Source organism: Streptomyces sp. NPDC102270 (assembly GCF_044766405.1).
In the GTDB taxonomy this organism is placed as follows: Bacteria; Actinomycetota; Actinomycetes; order Streptomycetales; family Streptomycetaceae; genus Streptomyces.
Genome location: NZ_JBIWLX010000004.1, coordinates 406,144 through 431,766 on the forward strand (window position 1 = coordinate 406,144; position 25,623 = coordinate 431,766).

The 25,623-nt window shown below is 68.8% G+C and carries 27 protein-coding genes; 13 read left to right on the top strand and 14 right to left on the bottom strand.

Translation table 11 applies throughout. From position 1 onward, the window contains the following. Positions 1 to 64 precede the first annotated feature (64 nt). Positions 65 to 712: a peptide deformylase gene (gene def, locus ACIRP7_RS09675; RefSeq protein WP_403655724.1), complete on the top strand. Its 648-nt coding sequence runs from the start codon at positions 65 to 67 to the stop codon at positions 710 to 712. A gap of 105 nt (positions 713 to 817) precedes the next feature. Here def and ACIRP7_RS09680 read toward each other — a convergent pair whose 3' ends face one another. Next, positions 818 to 2,104 (bottom strand): geranylgeranyl reductase family protein, encoded by a 1,287-nt coding sequence (locus ACIRP7_RS09680; RefSeq protein WP_351990383.1) that lies wholly within the window; start codon positions 2,102 to 2,104, stop codon positions 818 to 820. A gap of 122 nt (positions 2,105 to 2,226) precedes the next feature. On the opposite strand from ACIRP7_RS09680, the gene ACIRP7_RS09685 reads away from it, so the two are divergent. Then, the gene (locus ACIRP7_RS09685; RefSeq protein WP_403655726.1) at positions 2,227 to 2,751 is read left to right on the top strand and encodes a GNAT family N-acetyltransferase; all 525 of its coding nucleotides are present in this window, start codon (positions 2,227 to 2,229) and stop codon (positions 2,749 to 2,751) included. 110 nt (positions 2,752 to 2,861) lie between these two features. Beyond that, complete coding sequence (locus ACIRP7_RS09690) at positions 2,862 to 3,179, top strand: PASTA domain-containing protein (protein ID WP_403655728.1); 318 nt, start codon at positions 2,862 to 2,864, stop codon at positions 3,177 to 3,179. Between the two features lie 65 nt (positions 3,180 to 3,244). Here ACIRP7_RS09690 and ACIRP7_RS09695 read toward each other — a convergent pair whose 3' ends face one another. From ACIRP7_RS09695 to ACIRP7_RS09710, 4 genes are read right to left on the bottom strand one after another with little or no spacing between them, the layout of a single operon-like run. Beyond that, positions 3,245 to 3,940, bottom strand: a complete 696-nt coding sequence (locus ACIRP7_RS09695) for a demethylmenaquinone methyltransferase (protein WP_389999766.1) — start codon at positions 3,938 to 3,940, stop codon at positions 3,245 to 3,247. Between the two features lie 22 nt (positions 3,941 to 3,962). Further along, positions 3,963 to 5,273, bottom strand: coding sequence for an acyltransferase (locus tag ACIRP7_RS09700; protein WP_403655731.1), 1,311 nt, complete (start codon positions 5,271 to 5,273; stop codon positions 3,963 to 3,965). Further along, a complete protein-coding gene (locus ACIRP7_RS09705) occupies positions 5,273 to 7,552 on the bottom strand; it encodes a bifunctional polysaccharide deacetylase/glycosyltransferase family 2 protein (protein WP_403655733.1) in 2,280 nt (759 codons plus the stop codon). The genes ACIRP7_RS09700 and ACIRP7_RS09705 overlap by 1 nt, the downstream gene beginning before the upstream one ends. A 17-nt stretch (positions 7,553 to 7,569) precedes the next feature. Beyond that, a complete protein-coding gene (locus ACIRP7_RS09710) occupies positions 7,570 to 7,881 on the bottom strand; it encodes a hypothetical protein (RefSeq protein ID WP_403655735.1) in 312 nt (103 codons plus the stop codon). A gap of 392 nt (positions 7,882 to 8,273) precedes the next feature. Here ACIRP7_RS09710 and ACIRP7_RS09715 point away from each other — a divergent pair, with 392 nt between their 5' ends. Next, positions 8,274 to 9,308 (top strand): chitinase, encoded by a 1,035-nt coding sequence (locus tag ACIRP7_RS09715; protein ID WP_403655737.1) that lies wholly within the window; start codon positions 8,274 to 8,276, stop codon positions 9,306 to 9,308. A gap of 87 nt (positions 9,309 to 9,395) precedes the next feature. Here the strand turns inward: ACIRP7_RS09715 and ACIRP7_RS09720 are convergent, their stop codons facing one another. The 5 genes from ACIRP7_RS09720 to ACIRP7_RS09740 form a co-directional block, all read right to left on the bottom strand. Continuing rightward, the gene (locus tag ACIRP7_RS09720) at positions 9,396 to 9,953 is read right to left on the bottom strand and encodes a hypothetical protein (protein WP_403655739.1); all 558 of its coding nucleotides are present in this window, start codon (positions 9,951 to 9,953) and stop codon (positions 9,396 to 9,398) included. A 7-nt stretch (positions 9,954 to 9,960) separates the two neighbouring features. Beyond that, complete coding sequence (gene mqnC, locus ACIRP7_RS09725) at positions 9,961 to 11,160, bottom strand: cyclic dehypoxanthinyl futalosine synthase (RefSeq protein WP_389999746.1); 1,200 nt, start codon at positions 11,158 to 11,160, stop codon at positions 9,961 to 9,963. An 82-nt stretch (positions 11,161 to 11,242) separates the two neighbouring features. After that, positions 11,243 to 11,971, bottom strand: a complete 729-nt coding sequence (locus ACIRP7_RS09730; RefSeq protein WP_403655741.1) for a prepilin peptidase — start codon at positions 11,969 to 11,971, stop codon at positions 11,243 to 11,245. Beyond that, a complete protein-coding gene (locus ACIRP7_RS09735; protein ID WP_403655743.1) occupies positions 11,968 to 13,725 on the bottom strand; it encodes a serine/threonine-protein kinase in 1,758 nt (585 codons plus the stop codon). Before ACIRP7_RS09735 ends, ACIRP7_RS09730 begins: the two co-directional genes overlap by 4 nt. A gap of 38 nt (positions 13,726 to 13,763) precedes the next feature. Beyond that, positions 13,764 to 14,612: a menaquinone biosynthetic enzyme MqnA/MqnD family protein gene (locus ACIRP7_RS09740; RefSeq protein ID WP_403655745.1), complete on the bottom strand. Its 849-nt coding sequence runs from the start codon at positions 14,610 to 14,612 to the stop codon at positions 13,764 to 13,766. Positions 14,613 to 14,897: 285 nt separating this feature from the next. On the opposite strand from ACIRP7_RS09740, the gene ACIRP7_RS09745 reads away from it, so the two are divergent. Next, on the top strand, positions 14,898 to 15,101 hold the full coding sequence (locus ACIRP7_RS09745; protein ID WP_003992177.1) for a cold-shock protein: 204 nt from the start codon (positions 14,898 to 14,900) through the stop codon (positions 15,099 to 15,101). A 95-nt stretch (positions 15,102 to 15,196) separates the two neighbouring features. On the opposite strand, the gene ACIRP7_RS09750 is transcribed toward ACIRP7_RS09745, so the two are convergent. Beyond that, positions 15,197 to 15,763, bottom strand: coding sequence for a helix-turn-helix domain-containing protein (locus ACIRP7_RS09750; protein WP_403655748.1), 567 nt, complete (start codon positions 15,761 to 15,763; stop codon positions 15,197 to 15,199). A 68-nt stretch (positions 15,764 to 15,831) separates the two neighbouring features. On the opposite strand from ACIRP7_RS09750, the gene ACIRP7_RS09755 reads away from it, so the two are divergent. The 3 genes from ACIRP7_RS09755 to ACIRP7_RS09765 are packed head-to-tail and all read left to right on the top strand — an operon-like array spanning position 15,832 to position 17,481. Further along, the gene (locus ACIRP7_RS09755; protein ID WP_403655750.1) at positions 15,832 to 16,500 is read left to right on the top strand and encodes an AzlC family ABC transporter permease; all 669 of its coding nucleotides are present in this window, start codon (positions 15,832 to 15,834) and stop codon (positions 16,498 to 16,500) included. After that, the gene (locus ACIRP7_RS09760) at positions 16,497 to 16,811 is read left to right on the top strand and encodes an AzlD domain-containing protein (protein WP_352390698.1); all 315 of its coding nucleotides are present in this window, start codon (positions 16,497 to 16,499) and stop codon (positions 16,809 to 16,811) included. Before ACIRP7_RS09755 ends, ACIRP7_RS09760 begins: the two co-directional genes overlap by 4 nt. 31 nt (positions 16,812 to 16,842) lie before the next feature. After that, complete coding sequence (locus ACIRP7_RS09765; protein WP_403655753.1) at positions 16,843 to 17,481, top strand: class I SAM-dependent DNA methyltransferase; 639 nt, start codon at positions 16,843 to 16,845, stop codon at positions 17,479 to 17,481. A gap of 3 nt (positions 17,482 to 17,484) precedes the next feature. Here ACIRP7_RS09765 and ACIRP7_RS09770 read toward each other — a convergent pair whose 3' ends face one another. The 3 genes from ACIRP7_RS09770 to ACIRP7_RS09780 form a co-directional block, all read right to left on the bottom strand. Beyond that, complete coding sequence (locus ACIRP7_RS09770; RefSeq protein WP_403655755.1) at positions 17,485 to 17,691, bottom strand: hypothetical protein; 207 nt, start codon at positions 17,689 to 17,691, stop codon at positions 17,485 to 17,487. A 92-nt stretch (positions 17,692 to 17,783) separates the two neighbouring features. Next, a complete protein-coding gene (locus ACIRP7_RS09775; RefSeq protein ID WP_403655757.1) occupies positions 17,784 to 19,037 on the bottom strand; it encodes an NAD(P)/FAD-dependent oxidoreductase in 1,254 nt (417 codons plus the stop codon). Continuing rightward, positions 19,004 to 19,192, bottom strand: a complete 189-nt coding sequence (locus ACIRP7_RS09780; RefSeq protein ID WP_403655759.1) for a ferredoxin — start codon at positions 19,190 to 19,192, stop codon at positions 19,004 to 19,006. The genes ACIRP7_RS09775 and ACIRP7_RS09780 overlap by 34 nt, the downstream gene beginning before the upstream one ends. A gap of 310 nt (positions 19,193 to 19,502) precedes the next feature. Between ACIRP7_RS09780 and ACIRP7_RS09785 the strand changes: the two genes are divergently transcribed. From ACIRP7_RS09785 to ACIRP7_RS09805, 5 genes are all read left to right on the top strand, one after another. Continuing rightward, positions 19,503 to 20,078 (top strand): CGNR zinc finger domain-containing protein, encoded by a 576-nt coding sequence (locus ACIRP7_RS09785; protein WP_403655761.1) that lies wholly within the window; start codon positions 19,503 to 19,505, stop codon positions 20,076 to 20,078. Positions 20,079 to 20,176: 98 nt separating this feature from the next. After that, positions 20,177 to 21,154 carry a LuxR C-terminal-related transcriptional regulator gene (locus ACIRP7_RS09790; protein WP_403655763.1) on the top strand — a complete coding sequence of 326 codons (978 nt, stop codon included), beginning with the start codon at positions 20,177 to 20,179 and terminating at the stop codon, positions 21,152 to 21,154. Between the two features lie 705 nt (positions 21,155 to 21,859). Then, positions 21,860 to 23,110, top strand: a complete 1,251-nt coding sequence (locus ACIRP7_RS09795; RefSeq protein WP_403655765.1) for a diaminopimelate decarboxylase — start codon at positions 21,860 to 21,862, stop codon at positions 23,108 to 23,110. Continuing rightward, positions 23,107 to 24,036, top strand: a complete 930-nt coding sequence (locus tag ACIRP7_RS09800; protein ID WP_403655767.1) for a 4'-phosphopantetheinyl transferase superfamily protein — start codon at positions 23,107 to 23,109, stop codon at positions 24,034 to 24,036. Before ACIRP7_RS09795 ends, ACIRP7_RS09800 begins: the two co-directional genes overlap by 4 nt. Further along, the gene (locus ACIRP7_RS09805; protein ID WP_403655769.1) at positions 24,036 to 25,586 is read left to right on the top strand and encodes a class I adenylate-forming enzyme family protein; all 1,551 of its coding nucleotides are present in this window, start codon (positions 24,036 to 24,038) and stop codon (positions 25,584 to 25,586) included. The genes ACIRP7_RS09800 and ACIRP7_RS09805 overlap by 1 nt, the downstream gene beginning before the upstream one ends. Positions 25,587 to 25,623 lie beyond the last annotated feature (37 nt).

The following is a 25,623-nucleotide window of genomic DNA, read 5'->3' on the forward strand; positions in this document are numbered from 1 at the left end:
CTGGGGCTGTTGGATGTGTGCTGTTGTCCGCATCCTCAACACCCACGGGACAGGAGAGACCACCATGCCCAGTGTGTTCGTCCAGGGCAGGCCCACCGACAGCTACCCGCCGCTCGCCCCCGAGGCCCGGCGCGGGCGGGTCCGGCGTATCACCGAGGTCGGCGAGGAGGTGCTGCGCAGGCCGTGCCGGGACGTGACCGAGTTCGGGCCCGATCTCGCCGCGCTGATCGACGACATGTTCCTCACGATGTACATCGCCGAGGGGGCGGGACTCGCCGCGAACCAAGTCGGCGTCGGTCTGCGGCTCTTCGTGTACGACTGCCCGGACGACGACGGTGTCCGGCATGTCGGGCACATCGTCAACCCGGTGCTCGACCCGCTGGACCCCGCCGCGCGCAGGCTGCTGGAGGACAGCGAGGGGTGTCTGTCGGTGCCGGGCGCCGTCATGGACGTACCGCGTCCGGACCGGGCCGTGGTGCGCGGGTTCGACCGGGACGGCGGGCCGCTCGTGATTGAGGGGACCGGGTATTTCGCGCGCTGCCTCGCCCACGAGACCGACCATGTGAACGGACACGTCTATCTGGACCGGCTGTCCAAGCGGGAGCGCGAACAGGCGCTGCGGCAGATGGCGGACCGGCGGGACGAGGTGTTCGCCCGCCGGGCGGCCAACATCGAGGCGCTGAACGGCGCTCAGGGCACGCTCAGCGCCTGAGGGAGTGGACCAGCGCCCACACCGACACCGCGATGAGGATGACGAACACGGGTAGCGCGACCCCTACGTCCATCCCTCCACGGTGCTCCCCTCAAGGGGTGCCCGTCACGCCTTCGGCGCCACTTTGCTCAGCCCGTTGATGATCCGGTCCATCGCGTCGCCGCCCGTGGGGTCGGTGAGGTTGGCGAGCATCTTGAGGGTGAACTTCATGAGCAGCGGGTGGGTCAGGCCGCGCTGGGCCGCGATCTTCATGACCTTCGGGTTGCCGATGAGCTTCACGAAGGCGCGGCCCAGGGTGTAGTAGCCGCCGTAGGTGTCCTTGAGGACCCGCGGGTAGCGCTGCAGGGCGATCTCCCGCTGGGCGGGCGTCGCGCGGGCGTGGGCCTGGACGATGACGTCGGCGGCGATCTGGCCGGACTCCATGGCGTAGGCGATGCCCTCGCCGTTGAAGGGGTTCACCATGCCGCCGGCGTCGCCGACCAGGAGCAGGCCCTTGGTGTAGTGCGGCTGGCGGTTGAAGGCCATCGGCAGGGCGGCACCGCGGATGGGTCCGGTCATGTTCTCCGGCGTGTAGCCCCAGTCCTCCGGCATGGAGGCACACCAGGCCTTCAGCACCTCGCGCCAGTCGAGCTCCTTGAAGGAGTCGGAGGTGTTCAGGACGCCGAGGCCGACGTTGGACGTGCCGTCGCCCATGCCGAAGATCCAGCCGTAGCCGGGCAGCAGCCGGTCCTCGCCGGGGCCGCGGCGGTCCCACAGCTCCAGCCAGGACTCCAGGTAGTCGTCCTCGTGGCGGGGGCTCTCGAAGTACGTCCGTACGGCGACGCCCATCGGGCGGTCCTCGCGGCGGTGCAGGCCCATCGCGAGGGAGAGCCGGGTGGAGTTGCCGTCGGCGGCGACCACGAGGGGGGCGTGGAAGGTGACTTCGCGCTTCTCCTCGCCGAGCTTCGCGTGCACGCCGGTGATGCGGCCCGTGCGGTCGTCGACGATCGGGGCACCGACGTTGCAGCGCTCGTAGAGCCGCGCTCCGGCCTTCTGGGCCTGGCGGGCGAGCTGCTCGTCGAAGTCGTCGCGCTTGCGGACGAGGCCGTAGTCGGGGAAGGAGGCCAGTTCCGGCCAGTCGAGCTGGAGGCGTACGCCGCCGCCGATGATCCTCAGGCCCTTGTTCCGCAGCCAGCCGGCCTCTTCGGAGATGTCGATGCCCATGGCCACGAGCTGTTTGGTGGCACGCGGCGTGAGGCCGTCGCCGCAGACCTTCTCGCGCGGGAACTCGGTCTTCTCCAGCAGGAGCACGTCGAGCCCGGACTTGGCGAGGTGGTACGCGGTCGTGGAGCCTGCCGGCCCCGCGCCGACGACGATGACATCGGCGGTGTTCTCGGACAGGGGCTCGGTCACGGCGGGATCTCCCCAGGCTCGGAATCAAGTTCGGAATCAAGTTCTGAATCCGCGTGCCGACCGGCACTGGACATGGGCAGTCTATTCAGCAGAATTGATCACCCGGCTGAAGGGCTGCCCCAGTGAACCGAGCTCTGCCCGTAGTACGGCTGCGTGTCCCCACCGACGAGGACGCCGTGGCCTGGCACCGGGTCTTCGACGACCCGGACGTCATGGAGTTCCACGGCGGCCGGTCCGCGGAGCTGTACGTCTATGAGGAGCTCACCGCGCGGCAGCGCCGGCACGACGCCGAGCGTGGGTTCTGTCTGTGGACCATGGTTGACGAGGGCGGGCAGGTCATCGGGTTCACCGGTGCCCAGCCCTGGCCGCGGGACTGGGGGCCGACGGGCGAGATCGAGATCGGCTGGCGGCTCGGGCGCACGTACTGGGGCCGGGGGTACGCCACGGCGGCGGCGCAGATGACGCTGGAGCGGCTCAGGGCGGCGGGCGTCCCGGACGTGGTGGCGATGGTCAGACCCGGCAACGAACGGTCGATCGCGGTCGCCGAGCGGCTCGGGATGGAACTGGCGGAGACCTTTCCGCACCCCCGCTTCCAGGAAGAGGCGCTCTGCTTCCGGCTCTCCCTCCAGGCCGGTCACGGAGGGTAGCGGTCTGCTACAGAAAGACATCCGGCACTTCCGGTCGCCGCCGGGCCGGAGTTACCCTGCCAGTACCGCTGGGGGTGACATCTGTGCGCATACCACCCAAAACACCCGAAGTGCGCGTACCGCGACTGGTCGGACTCATGGCCGTCGACGCGCGCGAGACGGCCCAGGCGCAGGGCCTGTTCGTCAGCGCGCCGGACCGCAAGGACTTCCATCTGGCCGTCGTCGACTATGTCGTACGCCAGTACCCGCAGGCCGGTGCGGAGGTGCCGCGGGACTCGGTGGTGTACGTGTGGTTCGACCGCGGCCCGGGTGAGGGCGGCGGGGGCGTCCATGAACCCCGCGTTCCCAGGCCTCCCCGGGGCGGCCTCCAGCGCGAACTGGACGAGCCGGGAGACCCGTACGTGGTCCGCTGCGTGACGGGACTCTGACGAAGGACGAAGGACGAAGGACGAAGGACGGAGAGCGGAGAGCGGAGCGGAGCGCGCCGGGCCGCTCAGCTCTCCTTGACGCCCCGGTGCAGGGCCACGATCCCACCCGTCAGGTTCCGCCACGCCACCTTCGACCAGCCCGCCTTCTGGAGCCGCTCCGCGAGGGCCGGCTGGTTCGGCCAGGCGCGGATGGACTCGGCGAGGTAGACGTAGGCGTCGGGGTTGGAGGAGACCGCGCGGGCGACCGGCGGCAGGGCGCGCATCAGGTACTCGGTGTAGACCGTGCGGAAGGGCGCCCAGGTGGGGTGGGAGAACTCGCAGATGACGACCCGCCCGCCGGGCCTGGTGACCCGGTACATCTCGCGCAGCGCGGCGTCGGTGTCCTGGACGTTGCGCAGTCCGAAGGAGATGGTGACGGCGTCGAAGGTGTCGTCCTTGAAGGGCAGCCGTGTCGCGTCGCCCGCGGTGAACGGCAGCCAGGTGTGCTTGCGCTTGCCGACCTGGAGCATCCCGAGCGAGAAGTCGCAGGGCACGACGTAGGCGCCGGTGCGGGCGAAGGGCAGCGACGAGGTGGCCGTGCCCGCCGCCAGGTCCAGGATCTTCTGGGCGGGGCGGGCGTCGACGGCCCTGGCAACCTCCTTGCGCCACACCCGGTCCTGGCCGAGCGACAGCACGTCGTTGGTCAGGTCGTACCGTTCCGCCACGTCGTCGAACATCGAGGCGACTTCGTGCGGCTGCTTGTTCAGGGAGGCGCGGGTCACGGCCCCATTCTTGCAGCCGCCCTCATGAAGAGGCCCGACGCCCTCCCGGCAGCAGCCGCGGCTTCTTCTTCCCGGCCACGTCCTCCACCCATCCGCACAGCAGCACGAACACCGCGATCAGGATCCACCCGACGCCGAACATGAACCACTGGCTCTCCAGCGGCAGCCACTTCTCGAACGCGGGCACGTTCCAGAACTGGTCGATCAGCGGCACGGCGAGGATCAGCGCGATCTCGTGCCACAGGTAGATCGTCACCGCGCGGGAGTTGAAGACCGTGACGACCCGGTCGGTCCGCCGGAAGTGGGTCAGCCAGGCGAAGTCGATCCCGAACCACGACTTGGCCCACATCAGCAGCATCACGTACCCGGCGGACCAGAAGGCCTGCGCGAGGGGGATGTCGTCGAGGTCGTACGACCCCGTCTCGGCCTGGTGGGTGAAGGCGTACCAGCCGCCGAACCCGATGGCGGCGAGCGAGAGGGCGACGACGGCCACCGGCTTCAGCCGCTCCAGGACCTTGTCCCGGTGGGCGAAGCCGAGGATCCAGCAGAACAGGAAGGTCGCCAGGTCCGTCAGCGCGCTGCCGAGGCGGTTGTCGGGCGGTTCCCGCAGGAACTGGAAGACCATGATCGGGGCCAGGGACAGCAGCAGGACCGGCACCGGGGCCAGCCGGAACACCTTCAGCAGGAGCGGGGACAGCAGCACGAACCACAGGTACGTGCGCAGGTACCAGAGGATCTCCCAGGCCTGCTCCCCCCACGCGTTGCCCGGCGGATCGCCGAGCGGCACGATCCAGTAGACGATCTGCCAGCCCGGCATCCAGTCGTGGACCAGCATCGCGAGGACCACGAAGACGCCCCAGAACCAGAACGGCGGCAGCAGGCGGCGCAGCCGGCTCCTGATGACCGTGGCCGCCGGGCGCTCCAGGGACTTCGCCATGAGCGTCCCGGCCAGGCCGAACATGATCCCCATGGAGGGGAAGACCATGCCGGCCCAGGCCCACCCGAACGTGTGATAGGTGACGACGCGGATCAGGGCGACGGCCCGCAGGGTGTCGAAGTAGCGGTCGCGGCCCGGGGGCCGAGACGGAGGCTTCTCCTCCTCCGCCTCGGCGTCGGTGGGAGCGGCGGGCACCGGTGGCTGCGGCTCCGGCTCCACACCCTGTCCGTAGTAGCCGTGGTCGACGTACTCCTGCGGATACGGCTGCTGCGGCTGCTGCGCGTACGGCTGCGGCTGTGGTTGCGGCTGCTCGACGTACCCCGAGTACCCGTACTCGTAGCCGTACCCCTGCTGCTGATACCCCTGCGGCTGGTACCCCTGCTGCTCCCAGCTCATCAGCCGACCCCCGCCGGTGTGCCGACCTCGCCCGTCCGCTTCAGTTTCTGCCAGCGCAGGCGGCCGCCGGTGAGCGCGGTGATGCAGGAGTGGATGAGGACGAGGTACATCATCTGGCGGTAGGCCAACTGCTGGAGCGGCATCATCAGCAGATAGCGGTACTGCTCCTTGTCCAGCTTGAAGGCGTACGCCGCGCACACGAGCTGGACGCCGAGGACCGCGAGCCACGCGTACAGCGCCGCCCGGAAGTCGACGAAGATCATCGAGTAGGCGGTGAACACGTCGATCAGCGGGGCGAAGACCGGCGTGACGATCTGGAAGAGCACCACCAGCGGCATGCCGACCCGGCCGAAACGGCCCGAGGGCCCCTTGTCGGTGAGGGACTTGCGGTGCTTCCACAGCGCCTGCATGGTGCCGTACGACCACCGGTAGCGCTGCGACCACAGCTGCTTCAGGGAGCCCGGCGCCTCGGTCCACGCGCGTGCGTGCTCCTGGTAGACGACTCGCCGGCCCGCGCGGTGCATCGCGATGGTGATGTCGGTGTCCTCGGCGAGGGTGTCCTCGCTCATGCCGCCGACCTGGAGGACCGCCTCGCGGCGGAACGCGCCGATCGCGCCCGGGATGGTGGGCATGCAGCGCAGCAGGTCGTACATCCGGCGGTCGAGGTTGAAGCCCATCACATACTCGATGTGCTGCCAGGCGCCGATGAGCGTGTTGCGGTTGCCGACCTTGGCGTTGCCGGCGACTGCGCCGACCTCGGGGTCGGCGAAGGGCTGCACCAGCTGGTGCACGGCGTCCGGTTCAAAGACGGTGTCGCCGTCCATCATGATGACGATGTCGTGACTGGCGTTGCGGACACCGTTGTTGAGGGCGGCCGGCTTGCCGGCGTTCTCCTGGCGGATCACCCGCATGTTCGTCATGCCGAGGGCCCTGGCCGCCTCGCGCGAGATCTCGGAGGTGCCGTCCGACGAACCGTCGTCGACGACGATGATCTCGATCGGGTGGGTGCTCTTCGCCAGCGACTGAAGGGTGTTGGCGATGCACTCCTTCTCGTTGTACGCCGGGACGATCACGGTCACCGGCCGGGTGACCGTGGGCCCCCAGCTGAAGCGGCGTTTGTTGCGCAGTCTGTAGTGGCGGCGGGCGAGGATCAGCATCATCCCGAACCGGCCCATGACGGCCACGCCCACGATCACGAGTCCCACCGACAGCGTGGGCACGGTGTACTCGGCGACGGCGACGGCCACGACGAGTGCCTTGCCCTCGTAGAGGGTGGTGCCGGTGGCCTCGCGGTGCGCGGCCTGGAGGCGTCCGGTGCCGTTCCGGTTCCCGCCCTGGAGCTGTCCGCCCGCGGTGCCGGCCGGTGCGTTCGCCTGCTGTCCCGCGCGGGCCGCGGTGTTCTGCGCCTCGATGACCCCGCTGACGGTGGTGAAGGTGTAGCCCTTCGCCCGCATCTGCTCGATGTACTTCGGCAGTGCCGCAACCGTCTGCTCACGGTCGCCGCCGGCGTCGTGCATCAGCACGGCGGCGCCCGAGGTCCCGGACGGCGTGGCCCATTTGACGATCTTCGAGACGCCCGGCTTCTTCCAGTCGTCGCTGTCGGTGTCGACGAAGACGCTGGTGTAGCCCTCCTCGCCGAGCTTCTCGTAGACGGGCCAGCTGTAGTTGTCGATCGCGTCCGTCTCGGAGGAGTACGGCGCCCGGAACAGCGTGGTGGTGATGCCGGCCGCGCCCGCGAGGGCGAGCTGCGTCTGGGTCATCTCCCGCCGGATGCGGGCGTCGCTCTGGTAGGAGAGGTCGACGTGGGTGAAGGTGTGGATGCCCACCTCATTGCCCTGGTCGACCATGTCCTTCACGATCCCCGGGTAGCGCGAGACCATCGAGCCGACCAGGAAGAAGGTGGCCGGGACGTCGTACTTCTCCAGGATCTTCAGGACCTGGGGCGTGTACGTCGGGTTCGGGCCGTCGTCGAAGGTGAGCGCGATCGTCTTGGCCGGCACGGAGACAGTGGTGGCCTGGCCGCCCCGGAAGCTGATGATGGGCCCGCCGTTGATGATCTTGTCGGGGACCTTGCTGGAGCTGGCGCCGTCGCGGACCCGCTCGTCGCCGCCGACCTCGGCGCGCAGATAGCCGTCGAGCAGCATCACGCTGGTCAGGCCGAGCAGGAGCAGCAGGGCGAGGATGACCCGCGGTTTCTGCAGCGCCGCGGCCTTGCCCGCTGCCCGCTCGATGCGGGAGGGGGCACGCCGGCGGCCGCGGGAGGGCGTCGTCGTGGTCATGTGGTGGGCCGTTCCGGTCAGTTGGAGGCGGAGGCGGTCGCGGTCGGGGCGGCGCTCGGCGGAGCGCCCGTGGCGGTACCGGCGGGCGGAGCACCGGTGGGCTGGGCCGGCGGGGTGCCGATCCCGCCCTGCGGCCGGGCGCCGCCGGGGCCGGAGTTCAAGGAACCGCCGGGGCCGCCGCCCGCGAAGGGCAGCAGCGTCGTGCTGGAGACACCGATGCCCATGAAGGCCAGGCCCAGCACGACGGCGTAGCCGAGGGACAGGACACCGAGGAGAAGGCCGATCCGGCGCAGCATCTTGGAGCGGCGCCCGGAGTTGTCAACGAACACGGGACCCTCGGCGGACCCGTTACTACCGCGTTTGCGGCGGTGACCGCACATGTCGGCGCGGTTTTCGGTGGCAGGCTCGGAATGCATTCCCCAGACGTTAAGGAGTCTTTATGTGACCGAGTCGGCCGTTCTTGTGAGACGCATATGAGAAACGCCTTAACCTGTCTTTTCCCTGAGAGACTTCGTGAACGCCTGCGCGGGTCGCCATGGAGGCAAGTGCACCGAATGCCCCCTTCCGTTCGCCCGATTAGCCTGATTCAGGCAATGCCGCCCGTGGATCCCCTATGGATCGACTGTCGCTTTGAACACCGGCTCCGCATGAGACGTTCTCTATTTGAATGAGCCTTTGTTTCGAGCCTGAGACGAACATCACGAGAGCGGGTGCATGAACAATGCAGGGTTTCCTGAGGCCGGCCGCCGGGCTCACTTTTCTGTTCGCCCTGGCCGTGACGGGGTGCTCCGCCGAATCGGGCATCGCCTCGGACGCGGAGCCTCCGGAACGGAGCAGCGCGTCACCGTCGGTGTCGGCCACCGAGTCCACGTCGTCGGTCACCGCGTACGCGCCCTATGTCAGCGCTGACGAGGCGTCCGACAACGACTCCGCGGGCTCGCCCTCGGTGTACAACCTCGCCTTCGTGATCGCCGACGGCAGTGGCTGCACACCGTCCTGGAACGGCACGTCGGCTGTCGGCGACTCCTCCGTCGCGTCCCGGATCAGCGCGCTGAAGGAGGACGGGGCGAAGGTGCGGGTCTCCTTCGGCGGCGCGTCCGGCAAGGAGTTGGCCGAGACCTGCTCCAGTGCGGCGAAGCTGGCGGCGGCCTACGGGAAGGCGCTCGACGCCGCTGGATCCTCCCTGGCCGACTTCGACATCGAGGGGGACGCGCTGACCGACTCGGACTCGGTGGACCTGCGGTCCGAGGCGATCGCGTTGCTCCAGCAGGAACGGAGCGGTCTCGCCGTGTCGTTCACGCTTCCCGTGATGCCGTCCGGGCTCGACGACGACAGCGTGGCGTTGCTGCAGTCCGCGAACGACAAGTCGGTTCAGGTGTCGACGGTCAACATCATGACGATGAACTACGGGGAGTCCTACGACGGGGACATGGGGGATTACGCGATCACTTCGGCGAAGGCGGCGCAGGCGCAGTTGAAGGAGGTTTTCGGTACGTCCGACTCCACTGCGTGGCGGGCCATGGCGCTCACGTCGATGATCGGGACGAATGATGTGGACGGGGAGACGTTCACGTTGTCCGACGCGGCTCAGTTGCGGGAGTTCGCCGCGTCGAAGGAAGTGGCGTGGGTGTCTATGTGGTCCACGTTTCGGGATCAGGAGTGTCAGTCGGGGAACGCGGATCAGGATGACGCGTTGACCGATTGCAGTGGGGTTTCTCAGTCGGCGGGGGCGTTTGGGGAGGCGTTGGGCGGTTGAGTTTTGGGTGCGGGCCGGTGGGGGCTTGTCGCGCCCGCGCGGCGGAGCCGCACATCGATACAGCCCCGCGCCCCTGAATGCCCTTACTTACCTGCGCCGGTGTAGCAAGCGGCCCTTGATCACCGTCGCCACGCAGGTTGTCAGGTCCGGAGTTTCGAAGGCGGCGAAGGTCGCCTCCATGCCGGGGAGCAACGGGTTCAGGGGCCCCTCTGTGAAGCTGTCCTCGATCGTCAGGCCCGACCTGTGGACGGCGTCGATCACCGCGGGGCGTCGCAGCGGACCCACCACCGCCACCGTCCCCTGGGCCAGCATTCTCTGTACGCCCCGCCTCGCGCTCGCGCCCCACCTCGCGTCGGTCATGACGAGGGACGCCAGCGCCTCCCCCGTGAGGGGCTCACTGCCCAAGTCCTCTCGCGGGTCCGGATGGTAGGCCTGCTCCAACAGCTCCGGGCCGTGCGGATTCACCAGGCCCGGGGTGAGAACTCCCGGCCAGCGGCGCACCCGTGCCGAAGGATGCGCGGCCGCCAGATCCTCGTACACCGCCACCGCCGCGAGCTGCCGTCCCTCGACCAGTACCGCCCCACCGGGCAGCGACGGCCTTCCGTCGCCCGGGATCAGCAGGTCGGCGGTGTGGATCGTCAGCAAGGCGGGCCTAGTTGGACGCGAGGATCTTCAGCTCGGGATGTGCCGTGCCGCCCTCGATCGCCGTGGAGGAGATGTGGGACACCACGCGCGCGTCGACCGGGTCGTTCGCCGGGTCGTCGTGGACGACGAGGTGTTCGTACGTCGTGGAGCGCTGGGCCGGGACCCGTCCCGCCGTACGGATCATGTCGATCATTTCCTGGAGGTTGGAGCGGTGCTTGGCGCCGGCCGCCGAGACGACGTTCTCCTCCAGCATGATCGAGCCGAGGTCGTCCGCGCCGTAGTGCAGCGTCAGCTGGCCCGCGTCCTGGCCGGTGGTCAGCCAGGAGCCCTGGATGTGGGCGATGTTGTCCATGAAGAGCCGGGCGATCGCGATCATCCGCAGGTACTCGAAGATCGTGGCCTGGGTGCGGCCCTTGAGGTGGTTGTTCATCGGCTGGTACAGGTACGGGATGAACGCGCGGAAGCCGCCCGTGCGGTCCTGTACGTCACGGATCATCCGCAGGTGCTCGATGCGCTCGGCGTTGGTCTCGCCGGTGCCCATGAGCATGGTGGAGGTGGACTCCACGCCCAGGTTGTGCGCCGTCTCCATGATCTCCAGCCAGCGCTCGCCGGACTCCTTGAGCGGGGCGATGGCCTTGCGGGGGCGCTCGGGGAGCAGCTCCGCGCCGGCGCCCGCGAAGGAGTCGAGACCGGCCGCGTGGATGCGCTGGATCGCTTCCTCCACGCTCACCTTGGAGATCCGGGCCATGTGCTCGACCTCGGAGGCGCCCAGCGAGTGGATCACCAGCTGGGGGAACTCCTTCTTGATGGCGGCGAAGTGCTTCTCGTAGTACTCGACGCCGTAGTCGGGGTGGTGGCCGCCCTGGAACATGATCTGGGTGCCGCCGAGTTCGACGGTCTCCGCGCACCGGCGCAGGATGTCGTCCAGGTCGCGGGTCCAGCCCTTGTCCTTGGCCGTGGGCGGGGCGTAGAAGGCGCAGAACTTGCACGCCGTGACGCACACGTTGGTGTAGTTGATGTTCCGCTCGATGATGTACGTCGCGATGTGCTCCGTGCCCGCGTACCGACGGCGGCGCACGGCGTCCGCGGCGGAGCCCAGCGCGTGCAGCGGGGCGTCCCGGTAGAGGTCGAGCGCCTCCTCCGGAGTGATGCGCCCACCCTCTGCGGCACGGTCGAGGACGGACTGAAGGTCGGCCTTCTCGGTCACCGGGGCGTGCCTTTCGTCAAGGATTCGGGCGGTCCCGGCCAGCCTACGCCAGCCCTCCGACATGCAGGATGTCAGGCCGATGTCAGGCCGTGTACGCGCCGATCAGCAGCCCCGCGTACGCCCCCGTGATCAGGAACGGCCCGAACGGGATCGCCGTCTTGCGCCCCGCCCTGCCCGCCAGGACCAGGACACCGCCGTAGAGCGCGCCGAGCAGGAAGCCCGCGAAGGTGCCGAGGAGCACGGTGTCCCAGCCGTACCAGCCCAGGACCGCGCCCGCCCCGAGCGCCAGCTTCACGTCACCGAAGCCCATGCCGCCGGGGTTGATGCGCCACAGCACCCAGTAGCCGGCACCCAGGGCGAGGGCGCCGTACAGGGCGTTCGGCCAGGTCCCGGTGTGCTCGGGTACGAACGAGACGACTCCGAGCAGCGCGAGCGCGGCGGCCGCGAGGGGGAGGGTGAGCGGGTCGGGCAGCCGTCGTACGCGCAGGTCGACGACGGCGAGCAACACGCCCACGGGGGTGAGCAGCAGCCAGACGGCGATCTCCGGGCGGGTGCCGGTGGCGGCGGCGAGGGCGGCGCACAGGAGGGCGGTGAGGGTGGCAAGGAGAGGGCCTCCGGGGCCGTACGACTGCTGTGTGCCGCAGGTCCCGCACCTCGCCCGACCGAGCCAGCCGGCCAACGGGTGTCCGTCGGGGCAGGTGTCGCGCCACGGTTCCTCGGGCGGGACGGAGAAGCGGTACGCGGCGCGCGGCAGCAGTGCGCCCGTCACCGCTCCCCACAGCGCGGCCAGGACGGCGAGCAGCTGCGTCACCGTCCGACCTTCGACATCCGGGCCTCGGGGTATCCCTCGGCCTCGCTCTCCGAGGTGTACTTGAGGTCGTCGCCCACTCTGGCGAGGCGGACCGTGTGGGCGGTGGGGTTGCAGCCGGCGTGGTTGTCCCCGGCGCCCACGGCGGTGGTGACGAGCTCCGTGTCCGTGACCTTCTTCAGGGTGAGGACGTCGGTGCAGACCGCGCCGATCGCGTCGGTCTGCCGCAGCCGGCCCAACTCCTCGCCGAGGCCCACCTTCTTGACAGTGATCCGGAAGGTCCCCATCGGCAGACTGCCGCCGAGACCCGTGCCCTGGCCCTCCCAGGTGCCGAGATAGCGGGCGGGGACCTCGGAAGGACCGCCCGACGCCTCGCTCGACGCCCCGCTCGACGGCGACGGGGAGACCGAGGACGGCGACGGCTTGGAGGCCGACGGCACCGAGCTCGGCGCCGAGGAGTACGCGTCGTTGCCGGGCCCGGAGCTCGCCGAGTCGTCATCGCCCCGCCCCGGCAGCAGGTCGAACACGAACACCGACCCCACGGTCACCGCGGCCAGCGCACCCGCGACGGCGAGCGCCACGGTGCAACTCAGCCGACGACCGCGTCCGTTCTCGCCGGAGGCCGAGGTAGCGGCCACGGAGACGGAGAGCTTGCCGGGGCCGGAACCGGGTTCGGGTTCGGGCCGTCGGTCGGAGGGCACCACCGTCTCGGGCGTGACCGGAAACGCCGGGGGCCCGGCCGCGTCAGCCGGAGGCGCCCCCGCAGAGACCGCCGGCATCACCGGCGGCGGCCCGAACGCACCCACCGAAGGACTGCTGAACCCCACCGGCCCCGACGCCTGCTCCCCCGTCCGCTCCCCCACCGCCTCGAGATTCAGCAGCTGTACGGCACTGCGCCCCACCTGCTCCACCAGCGCACCCGGCAACCATCCCGCCGCCACCAGCCGTGCCGCGCCCTGCGGAGCCAGCCGCCGGGCCACCTCGCCCGGAGTGGGCCGCTCCTGCGCCGACTTGGCCAGGCAGGTCTCCACGACGTCCCGCAACTCGCCGCCCAGTGATCCGAGTTCGGGCTCCTCGTGGACGACCTTGTAGAGCAGGGAGGCCGAGGAGTCCCCGGGGAAGGGCGGTGCCCCCGTGGCCGCGTACGCCAGGACCGCGCCCAGGGAGAAGACGTCCGCCGCGCCCGACACCCCCTTGCTGAGGATCTGTTCCGGGGACATGTAGCCGGGGGAGCCGATCGAGACTCCCGTCGACGTCAGCGATGCCGTGCCGTCCGTGGCGCGCGCGATGCCGAAGTCGATCAGCAGCGGGCCGTCGACGGTGAGCAGGACGTTGGAGGGTTTCACGTCCCGGTGGACGAGCCCCAGGGAGTGCACGGCCGCGAGCGCCTCGGCGAGGCCCGCGCCCAGCACGCGTACCGAATGCTCGGGCAGCGGGCCCCCGTCGGTGACCGCCGCGGCCAGGGAGGGGCCCGCCGCGTACCCGGTGGCGACCCAGGGCACCGCGGCCTCCGGGTCCGCGTCGAGGACCGGCGCGGTCCAGGCCCCGCCCACTCTGCGCGCGGCGTCCACCTCACGCCGGAAGCGGGCGCGGAACTCCTCGTCGAGCGCGAAGTGCGGGTGCACGATCTTGACCGCGACCGTGCGGCCCCCGGCACTGCGGCCGAGGTAGACCCGGCCCATGCCGCCGGAGCCCAGTCGGCCGAGCAGCCGGTAGGGACCCACGGCGGTGGGCTCGTCGACTCCCAGCGGCTGCATGCTGCCTCCCCCATAGCCCCAGAAGGTTCAGATGCACATTAGGGCTGAAGCAGTTCCACCTTCACGTCCGCGGGGAAACCCGTCGTCGGCCCGACCCTTCGCGCGAACTCGGCGACCGCCGCCAACTGCGGTTCACCGAACCGGAAGTCCAGCGTCGTGAAGTACTTCTCCAGGACCTGTTCGTCGAAGGACTCCCAGCGGGCCGCCTGTTCCGCGACCTTGCCGACCTCCTCCAGGGAGAGGTTCCGGGAGGCGAGGAAGGCCTCGTGGACCTTGCGGGTGATGACCGGCTCGCGTTCGAGATAGTCCCGGCGGGCCGCCCACACCGCGAAGACGAACGGCAGCCCCGTCCACTCCTTCCAGAGCGAGCCGAGGTCGTGCACCTGAAGGCCGTAGCGGGGGCCGTCGAGGAGGTTGGCCCGCAGCGCCGCGTCGCCGATGAGGACGGCCGCCTCCGCCTCCTGCATCATCAGGCTGAGGTCGGGCGGGCAGGTGTAGTAGTCGGGCTGGACGCCGTAGCGCTCGGCGAGGAGGAGTTGGGCGAGGCGGACGGAGGTGCGCGAGGTCGACCCGAGGGCCACCCTGGCGCCGTCCAGCTCGTCCAGCGGGACCTGCGAGACGATGACGCAGGACATGACCGGGCCGTCGCAGCCGACGGCGATGTCGGGGAAGGCGACCAGGTCGTCCGCGTTCTTGAGGAACTCGACGAGGGTGATGGGTGCGATGTCGAGATCTCCCTGCACCAGCTTCTCGCTGAGCTTCTCCGGGGTGTCCTTCGTGAGCTCGAAGTCGAGAAGAGTGCCCGTCCTCGCGAGCCCCCAGTACAGGGGCAGGCAGTTCAGGAACTGGATGTGGCCGACGCGCGGCCGGGTGCGAGAATTGTCCACATCGCGACACTAGCCCCCTTGCAGTAGGCTTCGGAGTTCGACCCCGAGGTCAACCTCTCCTCGATCTTCAAACATCCGGGTGACGTGATCTTGGCCTCTATTGCTTTCGGCTGCCCGCGTGCTAGGCTCGCCGCAAGTTGCAGTTTGGTTTCCCTTGCAGTACAGAGCCTGCGGAGCATGTAACCGCAGGCTCTAGTCGTATTCAGAAGAATGCAGTTGTGCGGCACTGTTTTCACACTTGCAGGTTCTGGAGCAGGGCAACCCTTTTGGGCCCAAGGAGGGCTTATGGCTACCGGAACCGTGAAGTGGTTCAACGCCGAAAAGGGCTTTGGCTTCATCGCCCAGGAGGGCGGCGGCCCCGACGTCTTCGTCCACTACTCCGCGATCAACGCGAGCGGCTTCCGTTCGCTGGAGGAGAACCAGCAGGTCTCCTTCGACGTGACCCAGGGCCCCAAGGGCCCGCAGGCGGAGAACGTCACCCCCGTCTGATCCCGTCTCACAGGCGCTCCAGCCTCTGATCCGGACCTGAATGCAGTACCCAAGGAGCCCCGCGCCGCACGGCAGCGGGGCTCCTGCCTTTGCTTTTACGTGTGCTGCATGACCAGCACGAATGTCGTGCCGGGGGTGAGCGCCTCGTACGCATGGGCCACGTCCCCCCGGTACGTCATGTAGTCGCCGGGCTCCAGCTCGACCTCCTCCCCCACCGGTCCGGCCTTCACTCTCCCCGCGCCCACGATCAGATGCTCCACAGTCCCCGGAATGTGCGGCTCCGATTCTCGTACGGCCCCGGGTTCGGCCTGCAGGTGGTAGATGTCGCGCCGCGCCCCGGGCGGGCTCGCGGAGAGCAGGGTGGCCGCGAACTCGGCCTTTTCCGAGGCCACGGTCGGCCCCTGTCCGGCCCTGATCACCTGCACGGACGGCGCCGGCGGCTCCACCAGTGCGCTGAACGGCACGCCGAGCGCCACCCCCAGCGCCCACAGCGTCTCCACGCTCGGGTTTCCGCCCGCCGTCTCCAGCTGGGACAGCGTGGACTTCGCGATGCCGGCCCGCTTGGCCAGCTCGGAGAGGGAGAGGCCGGCGCGGGTGCGCTCGCGACGCAGGGAGGCGGCGATCCAGTCCAGGGGGAGCCGGGGCGGCGGGCTGTCGGACATGCTGTTCGCTCCATCGGTACGATCGTTCGCCTTGACGAACAGGGCGGCTACCGTCCAGTGTAGTGAACATGCGTACGGCACAGCGAACAGCCTTGGTCCGTGACAGTGCGCTCGTGTGGCTCGCGAGCGGGGTCGTGGGCGTCTCCTTCGGCGCCATCGCCGTCACCGGCGGCCTGCCGGTGTGGGTGCCGGTGGTGATGTCCCTCGTCGTGTACGCGGGCTCCGCCCAGTTCAGCGCGGTCGGCGTGCTGCTGGCCGGGGGCGGTCCGGTCGCCGCGGCTGCCACCGGCCTGCTGCTCAACACCCGTACGGCGGCCTTCAGCCTCGCCGTCGCCGACCTCCTCGGCCCGGGCAGACTCGCCCGCTTCCTCGGCGCGCACCTGGTCACCGACGAGACGGTCGCCTTCGCTCTGGCCCAGCCGGATCCGGCGCGGCGCCGGGCGGCGTTCTGGGTCTCCGGGCTCGGCCTGTTCGCCGTATGGAACGTGACCGTCCTGCTGGGCGCGCTGGCCGGCGGCGCCCTGGGCGACACCGGCGCCTACGGCCTGGACGCGGCGTTCCCGGCCGTCCTCGTCGCCCTGGTGCTGCCGGTCCTGCGCGGGGACGGCGCCGTACGGCGGTCCGCGCTGCTCGGCGCCGCCCTGGCCCTGGCGGTCACCCCCGCGGTCCCGGCGGGAGTGCCGGTGCTGGTGGCACTGGCCGGCCTGGTCGTCCACGGCGGCAGGAGGCCGGTGTGAGCGCGACGGTCGTCATGATCCTGGCGCTGGCGGTGGGGACGTACGCCTTCCGGCTGGTCGGGCCGGTGCTGCACGGGCGGGTCGACATCCCGCCGCGGGTCCAGGAACTGCTGTCGGCCGGGGCGATCGTCCTGCTGGTGGCGTTGCTGGCGACGGGTGCGCTGACGGAGGGCGGCGGGTTCGCGGGGTGGGCGCGGCCGGCCGGGGTGCTGGTGGGGGCCGTGCTGGCGTGGCGCAGGGCGCCGTTCGTGGTGGTGGTGCTGGGGGCGGCGGCCACAACTGCCGTACTGCGGGCGGCCGGTGTGGGGTGAGTGTCAGTGGGGGCCGCTAGGGTGCCCGGCCATGACCGACACCGACTTCGTGACCGCCACCCGCACCTTCTACGACAGCGTCGCGGAGGACTACGCCGCCCAGTTCCGGGACGGGCTCGCCGAAGCACCCCTGGACCGGGCGGTGATCGCCGGGTTCGCCGAACTCGTGGGCAACGGCGGGACGGTGGCCGACCTGGGCTGCGGGCCCGGGCGGCTCACCGGACACCTGGCCTCCCTCGGGCTGTCCGTCTTCGGGCTCGACCTGTCGGAGTCGATGCTGGCCATCGCCCGCCGGGAGAACCCGGGGCTGCGGTTCGAGCGGGGCTCGATGCTGGAACTGGATCTTCCCGACGGGTCGCTCGCCGGTGCGGTGTCCTGGTACTCGTCCATCCACACCCCGGTGGACGAACTCCCGCGCCTGTTCGCCGAGTTCCACCGCGTGCTGGCGCCGGGCGGGCACCTCCTCGTCGGCTTCCAGGCCGGCGACCAGGACCGGCACCACGACCGGCCCTGGGGGCGCCCCGTCGCGCTCACCTTCCTGAGGCGGCAGCCGGAGCAGATCATCGAGTTGCTCCGGGCGGCCGGGTTCACGCTCGTCTCGCGGACAGTGCGCGAACCCGGCCCCGAGGAGGTGTCACAGCAGGCGGCTCTGATCGCCCGCCGCGACTGACGCTCAGCCCACCGTGCAGGAGTACGGGATCCCGGTCAGCTCGGAGCCCATGACGCCCGAGAAGGCCGAGTCGGAGTCGACGTAGACCGTTCCGTGGACGACCGTGCCGACGGAGGCGGTCGGGGTCATCGCGGGCCCGATCGTCGAGCCCGCGCCCGCGTAACTGTGGGCCGGGACGACGCGAGCACCACGGCCCTGCACGGTCGTCAAAGGCGGACGGGGCCGGTCGGCGACGTGATCGTGGCCTGCCCCGGTCAGGCGCTGTCGGCTGTCGACGCCGGCGATAAGGTTCCGGAGCCCCTTCAGCGCTCTCTCAACGACTTCAAGAGTTTTATATAGGCACTGTTGAGCCGAGCGCCTTTGTCCATGTAGGCAGCCCCGACCATCTCGCCTTCCCGGAGGTACGCGACGAGAACTCCCTGGTCCAGTTGATCCAGATCCCCGCAGAGGATCTTCATCGAATCCGCCGCCTTCGGGTTGCCGGCGATCTGGATACGCAGTCCGAGTACTTCCGTGGACATGCTGGGGAAGTACTTGATCCGAGAGGCCACCGAGCCGTAACCCAAGGCCGACGCCAGAGACCTGCCCGCAAGATCACCGGTGTCGATGGCATTCTTCCAGAATTCCATGCGCGTCAGCCTCCCGGCCGCCCACGGGTCCGGATAACGAGCAATATCACCGGCCGCGAACACATTGCCCCACGGTGTCACGCGCATATGTTCATCGACACGCACCCCGTCGGACAGATCCAGGCCGTTTCCATGCAACCATTCCACATTGGGAACACTTCCGATCGCCTCGATGAAGAGGGATCGATCGGATGACGGCTCCGGATTCGACGGTTTCGCATCACAGAGCAGTTCCCTTGCGGAATCGCCCGTCAGAAACGTGATGCCATGCTGAACGAGCCAGTCGCGAAGCGCCACCGAAACACACTCACCCAGGATGCTCTCGAAAGGCCCGCGACGCAGCGCTTCCAGCATGAGGACGTCACGACCGTACTCCCTGGCCAGCGAAGCAAGCTCGCAAGCAACGAATCCGGCTCCTACTATCGTGACCTTTTCGTCGGCTTGGAGCCGCTGGTGCATGTATCGCGCATCGTCCAAACAGCGCAGGGTTCGATGCGTATGAAGCTCGCAGTCCCCGTTGCTCCGGACCGAGGTTCGCGGGCGTACACCCGCAGCGATCACCAGACCGTCGTACCCGAATGTTTCACCTGAACTCAGACGCAGAACACCGTGACGCAGGTCCGCAGCCTCGACTCTGGTGCCGAGGCGCCAGGTCAGAGCGTCGTTCCGGTCTCCATGCACCTTCACGTCCTCGGCGATCGTCATTTCGAGCGCATCCGTCACGGGATACCGCTTCTTCGTCAGACCTGGCCGGTTGTAGGTACGGTGAGTCTCGTCTCCGAAGATGACGATCCTGGCGTCGACCTTGCATTTGAGCATCGCGTTGGCCGCTCGCAGCCCGGCTATACCAGAGCCGACTATGCCGATAAGCGGTCGCCCATCAGCCACCGGCATCACGATTTCAGCAGGATCGCTTGCAGGGGGCATGAGTCGACAGCATCCTCGATGTCGCCGATGTTCTCGTCATCGAAAGCTTCCTGGTATTGAAGCTCACCATTGGCGTCGAGCTCGAAGTTGGTCGGGGCCGAGATCGCGCACTGCCCGTGATTCTGGCACTTGACCCTGTCGACAAAAATCTTCATGGTCCCTGGCCTTCCCTCGCTCATCCCTTTCGCCGGTCCACTCCCCGGCGATCACGACCCTAAGATCCCCCGCGCCGGGAAGGAAGAAATGACGGGTGGCCTGAAGCGGTCCTGGCCTGTTCAGGCCCCTACCGGGCGGTTCAGCGGCCGGCCCCGCGCGACCCTCGCTCCGCGCCGGGTTTCCTCAACTGGCCGACGGGCACCCGAGTTTGACCTTGGAGGGCCTGCGGGATCCCCGAGTCACGTAGAACCACCTGGGCAGGTTCTCGTATGCTTGCACTGCAGGAGGCAACCGGCTGAGGTGGTTTTCATGGCGGTGGTGCATTTTCCCGAGTTCCGTACAGGCAAGGTGCTGGCGACCTGCTTCACGGGGACCCTGTCGGAGCGTTACGGCGAGGCGCTGGAACGCATTCCTGTGCCATCCCGGCTCGCGGACTGGCTGGCAGGCAACGGACTCGCCGTCGACTCCTGCAGCCAGGCCCAGCTCGACCACGCCCGGGAGCTGCGGGAATCAATCCACGTGGCTGCGACCGCCGTCGCGAACCAGGACCCGCTGCCCTCTCCATCTGTCCAAGTGATCAATGACTGCAGTGCTCACGGCCTGGCCTCGGCGATCTTGACGCCGGGGGGCAGCCGGGAGTGGCGGCTGGGTTCTGCTTCTGTGGAAGACGCGCTCAGCGTGATCGCCGCCGATGCGATCAGCCTCCTCGCGGGAGAACGAGAGGGAATGATCTCGTTGTGTGCCTCGCCGACGTGCCGAGCCGCGTTCGTCGACACCAGCCGCGGCCACACCCGCAGATGGTGCGATATGAACACGTGTGGGAATCGTGAAAAAAAGGCACGCTTCCTCGCCAACAAGCGCAACAAGTCGACCCGCGCCGACTGACCGTCCTGTCCGATCGCCGGTCACCGTCAATTCACTGTATCGACACTCTCGCGCTCCGTAGCCTCACTGCCGCACGCTGCTTAAAAAGGGGGAATCGCATGTTCGACGTTCTGGGAATGGACGCCACGGCCGAGGTGGTCTACCGCGAGATGCTGGCGCACCCGCAGGACGGGGTGGCCGACCTGACGCGCCGGCTCCATCTGACCGAGCAGACGGTACTGACAGCGCTCGACACGCTCAGCGAACTGGCCCTGATACGGAGTTCCGCCGAAGACCCCCAGAATTTTCACGCGGTCGCCCCGCACCTGGCCGCAGACATTCTGCTGGCAAGGCAACGGGCCGAGCTCGCCGCGCAACAGAAACGTGTGCAGGAGGCTCAGGCCGCCGCCGTACGTCTCAAATCGGAGTTCACCCAGGACAGGGATGAGTTACTTCGCCTGAACGGGGTCGACTGCGTCCGCGACTACCTGGCGACTCTGTACGACAGGGTCGAGGACGAGTTATTGACGTTCGCTCCGGGCGGAGCCCAGACGGCGGCCAATGTGCGCAGTTCGCGGCCGCTCGCCGAGAGCCTGCTCAAGCGTGGTGTGCGGATGCGCACCGTCTATCTGGACAGCGCCCGCAGTGACCCTGTCACGGTGGCGCACGCGGAGTGGCTGGCCACGCTCGGCGGGCGAATACGGACCGTCCCCTCCTTACCGAACCGCATGATCATCTGCGACCGGAGGATCGCCGTGGTCGCCGCTGACTGTGATGACACCGCTGCCGGAGCGGTGGTTCTGCAGACGCCAGGAGTGGTCTCGTCGCTGTACGCCCTGTTCGATTGTGCCTGGCAGTCCGCCCGGCCGCTGGGCGCGACCGCCTCACCCGCGGATACGCAGAGGCTGAGTGCGCAGCAGTCGGAAGTGCTGCGGCTGTTGTCCCAAGGGCACACCGACGAATCCGTCGCGGCGCGATTGGGAGTGTCCGCTCGCACGGCACGCCGCATCGCCACGAAACTCATGGACCACCTCGGCGCCCGAAGCCGCTTCCAGGCCGGTGTTCACGCGGTCGCGAGGGGGCTCATCCGGCCATGACGGCGCGTACAGTCGCTGTTCGACCAGCAGTCAAGAGGTCGACGAGCCGAACAGGACAGCTGCCTCATGTACCTCGTCCATCTCGCTGTCTCCCCTCCAGGCGATGTCCCCCTGCCCGCTGAGATCAGGCAGATGCTGGAGACCACCGCTCCGGACGTCCTTGAACACGTCAGCGTGCACCTCCAGTCACGACCTCACCCTGTCATCGGTCTCTTCCTCCGCGTCGCGTCTCTGAACGAGGCCGAGTCGACCGCGGAGCAAATCTGGTTGCGCGCAGCCGCCGCGTGCCCTCAGCTGGCTGACTGGCGCCTGCGACGCGCTGAAGCGCCGCTCATGCACTACGAGTTGGATTGAGACCCGTCGCACCCGCGGCCGTGCCGTCTGTGTGGATGCCTTTGACGGCCTTTGCGACCGCTCTTTTTCATAAGTTTGATTCAGCATGCACGGGGAATATAGCGATCGCTGACAACTCATTCGGCCCATACCAATCCGTCCGACGTCCTGAATAGGACAGGACCGATTCAGTCCACCCGTCAGCACTTCCTTTGTCGCGCAAGAGCTCGCAGAATCGTTCTTACTGGAAAACGAACCGGTAAGGGAGGCGAGCGATGAAAGAGCGTACATCCACCCCAGGCAGCTCGTTCGACGACGGCGGATGGCAGTGATTGCATGGCCACCTCGAACGACCGCATTCAGGGTAATTCCATGGCGGCACTCGCCGAGGAGTTCGGCACCCCGCTGTTCGTCTACGACGCGGACGTCCTGGAAGACACGTATCGCAGACTGCGCGGCGTGCTCCCCGCCAGTGTCGATGTTTTCTACTCACTCAAAGCCAACCCGAACGTCAGTGTCTGCGCACTGCTGAACTCTTTCGGTGCCGGCGCCGAGGTCTCCTCCTATGCCGAACTGGTCACCACTCTGCGCGCCGGGGTCGCGCCCGAGGACATCATCTTTCTCGGTCCCGGCAAGGACGAGCGAGAACTCACCGCGTGCATCGAAGCCGGAATCCACGCGATCGTCTGCGAATCGCTGGACGAACTCGACCTGCTGGACTCGCTGCTGGCAACCGCCGACCGCCACGAGTTCCCGGTGCTCCTGCGAGTAAACCCTGCCTTCGGCAGCAAGGGGTCAGGACTGGCCATGGGCGGCAAGCCCCGCCAGTTCGGCATCGACGAAGCCCAACTGCGTGACTCCAAGCACCGCCTCGCGGCCCTGCGCCACATCCGGGTGAAGGGGGTGCACGCCTACATGGGGACGCGGTTCCTGAACCACGCAGACCTGGTCCACAACACCCGGCAGATCCTCGCCACCGCGGAGGATCTGTCCGGACGACTCGGCTTCCCCCTGGAGACCGTGGACTTCGGCGGCGGGCTCGGCGTCGCCTACTTCGAGAACGAGGAGGACTTGGACCTCGCCGCGCTGGGAACCGGACTGGCGGACGTTCTCTCCTCCTTCTCCGCGCGCAACCCGCACTGCCGGATGATCATGGAGCTGGGCCGGTTCCTGACGGCCACGGCCGGCACTTACCTCATCCGGGCCCGCTATGTGAAGAACTCCATGGGAGAGAGCTTCGTGGTCGCCGACGGCGGCACCAACCACCACATGGCCGCCGTCGGTGTCGGAAGCTTCGTCAAGCGCAACTTCCCGATCCGCCACGTGGGGAACCGGGCTGCCGGAGCGCTGCGGCCCTACAGCGTGACCGGGCCGCTGTGCACACCCAACGACGTCCTCGCCAAGAAGGTCCGGCTTCCGGAGGTGCGCCCGGGGGATCTGCTGGCAGTGGAGCGGTCCGGGGCCTACGGGCCCACCGCCTCACCCGGACTCTTCCTCAGTCACGGTTTTCCGGCCGAGGTGATGGTGCACGGCGGGCGGGCCCATCTGATCCGGGCGCGCGACACCACAGACGATCTGCTGGCCAAGCAGCACCTCGTCGACTTCCGCACAGCGTCCGTATGAGCACCGCGGCAGACCGGGACGTCCGGGTCGGGGTGGATGTCCTCGACTGCTCGGAACTGCGCCGCCTGGTCGAGCGCCCCTGGTTCCTGCGCTTCAGCTTCGCCCCGGAGGAACTGGTCCATGCCGAGACCCTCGGTGGCGCTCGGCGCCTGGAGTTCCTCGCCGGCCGTTTCGCCGCCAAGGAGGCCGTCCTCAAGGTCTTGGGGCTGGGCTTCCTCCAGGGCGTGGCGCCGCGGGAGATATGCGTGGAGCACACACCGCACGGTGCCCCCGTCGTCCGCTTCCGCGGGAGAGCCGCCCACCTGGCCCCGCCCGCCGTCTCCGTGTCCATCACCCACAAACAGAGCGTCGTGGCCGCGGTCGCCATCGGTGTCCCCGACGCCGGCGACGCGGCGGCCGGGAACGAACGAACAGCATCCACAGAGTTGAAGGAGCCTGACGCCATGTCACCGCCCAGCACCAACACGACAGCCCCCGCCCAGCAGAGTGCCCGCGGTGAACAGACCTCGCAGACAACGGCCTTCCTGCGCGTACGAGTCGGCCAGGAAGAAGCCCACTACGGAGGTGACCTGGTGGACGGCGCCCGCGTCCTGCGACTGTTCGGCGATCTGGTCACCGAGATCACCATCCGCACCGACGGCGACGAAGGGCTGCTGGCGCAATACAGCGATGTCCGCTTCGCCGCCCCCGTGAAGCCCGGCGACTACATCGAGGCACGCGGGCGACTGGTACGACAGACCAGGCTTCGCCGGGTCGTCGAACTCGAGGCGTACAAAGTCCTCAGCGCCCACGCAGGAGCGGGAGAGAGCGCCGCCGCAGTACTCGAGGCCCCCCAGCTCGTCTGCTCCGCCACCGCCACCACTGTCGTCCCTTACCGCAGGACGGACACGGCGAGCGCCCTCAACCCCGTTGCCGAGGAGACCTGATGGCCCGCACAGCGCAGTTGCTGCACGAACTGCTGGAGGAGGCCGCTGACCGCAGCCCTCGATCTGCCGCCCTGAGTTCGCAGAGCCACAGCCTGACCTACGCAGAACTCGCCGCCGCCACCACCAGGACGGCCGCACTCCTGCAGCGCGAAGGACTGCGGCGCGGCGACCGGATCGTCGTCACCGCGGCCGACGGGATCGGCATCGCCGTCCTGCTCTACGCGGCCTCCCGCCTGGGCGCCGTCTTCAGCGTGCTGCACGAACAGGTACGCGGCGGCCCTCTGGAACATGTGCTGCGGGACTGCGAACCCAAGCTGCTGGTCTCCGAGGATCCCGATGCGGGACGTACCGCCGCCGAACACGGCGTGCGTTTCCTCGGGCTCGACGAGCTCGTCCGGACCGCGCTCGATGCGGGCACCGACGTGTCGCTCACCCCCAGTGGCCAGAGCGCCCTGACCGTGGACCCGGTCAGCCTGATCTACACCTCGGGTACCACCTCGCTGCCCAAGGCCGTGGTCAGCACGCACCAGCAGGTGCTCTTCGCCGTCTCCGCGATCCAGGAGTGCCTGCGGTATCGCAGCGACGACGTCGTGTACTGCCCGCTGCCGCTCTCCTTCGACTACGGCCTCTACCAGGTCTACCTCGCGGCACTGAGCGGCGCCCGACTGCACCTGGGCACGGTCGCCGAGGTCGGTCCCCCGCTGCTGCGCAGCCTGGAGGAGGCCGGGGCGACCGTGCTGCCCGCCGTGCCCTCCATCGCCGATCGGCTCGCCTGGCTGCTCCGCCGCAGCAGCGGCGGACCGAGCCGACTGCGGTTGCTCACCAACACCGGAGCGGCCCTGTCCGAAACCACGATGTCCGCGCTGCGCGCCGCACTGCCCCAGCTGAGGATCCAGGTCATGTACGGCCTCACGGAGTGCAAGCGCACGGCGATCATGCCGCCGGACGGAGACCTCGACCATCCGGGCTCCTGCGGACTGCCGCTGCCGGGCACCGAGGTCTTCGTCATCGACGACGACGGGAACCGGCTGCCTCCCGGACAGATCGGCCAGTTCGTCGTGCGCGGCCCGAACGTCATGGCGGGCTACTGGAAACGCCCCGAGCTGACCGCCGAGCGCTTCCCTCGTGCGGAGGGACTCTTCCCCGAGCTGCGCACCGGTGACTACGGCCGGCTGGACAAGGAGGGCTACCTCTACTTCTCCGGCCGCCGGGACGACCTGTACAAGGAGCGCGGATTCCGTCTCAGCGCCACCGAGGTGGAAGCCGCCGCGACCCGCGTCGACGGCGTGACCTCGGCCGCCGTGCTGCCGCCCGAGGGCAGGCGGGGCGCGCTCCTCGCGGTGGTCGCCGACATCACCGCGGACGAGGTGCGCGAGGGCATGCGCGACCACATCGAGCCCTTCAAGATCCCGCGGCGCTGCGTCCGACTCGACGCCCTGCCCACCAACGGCAACGGCAAGGTCGACCGCAAGAAGCTGGCTGCCCTGATCGAACAGGACTCGGCCACCCCGGTCACCGCCCAGGCCCCGCGGGCCGGCCTCGCCCACTGATCCTCTTCCCACCCGACCGCAGCAACTCCTCACTCCA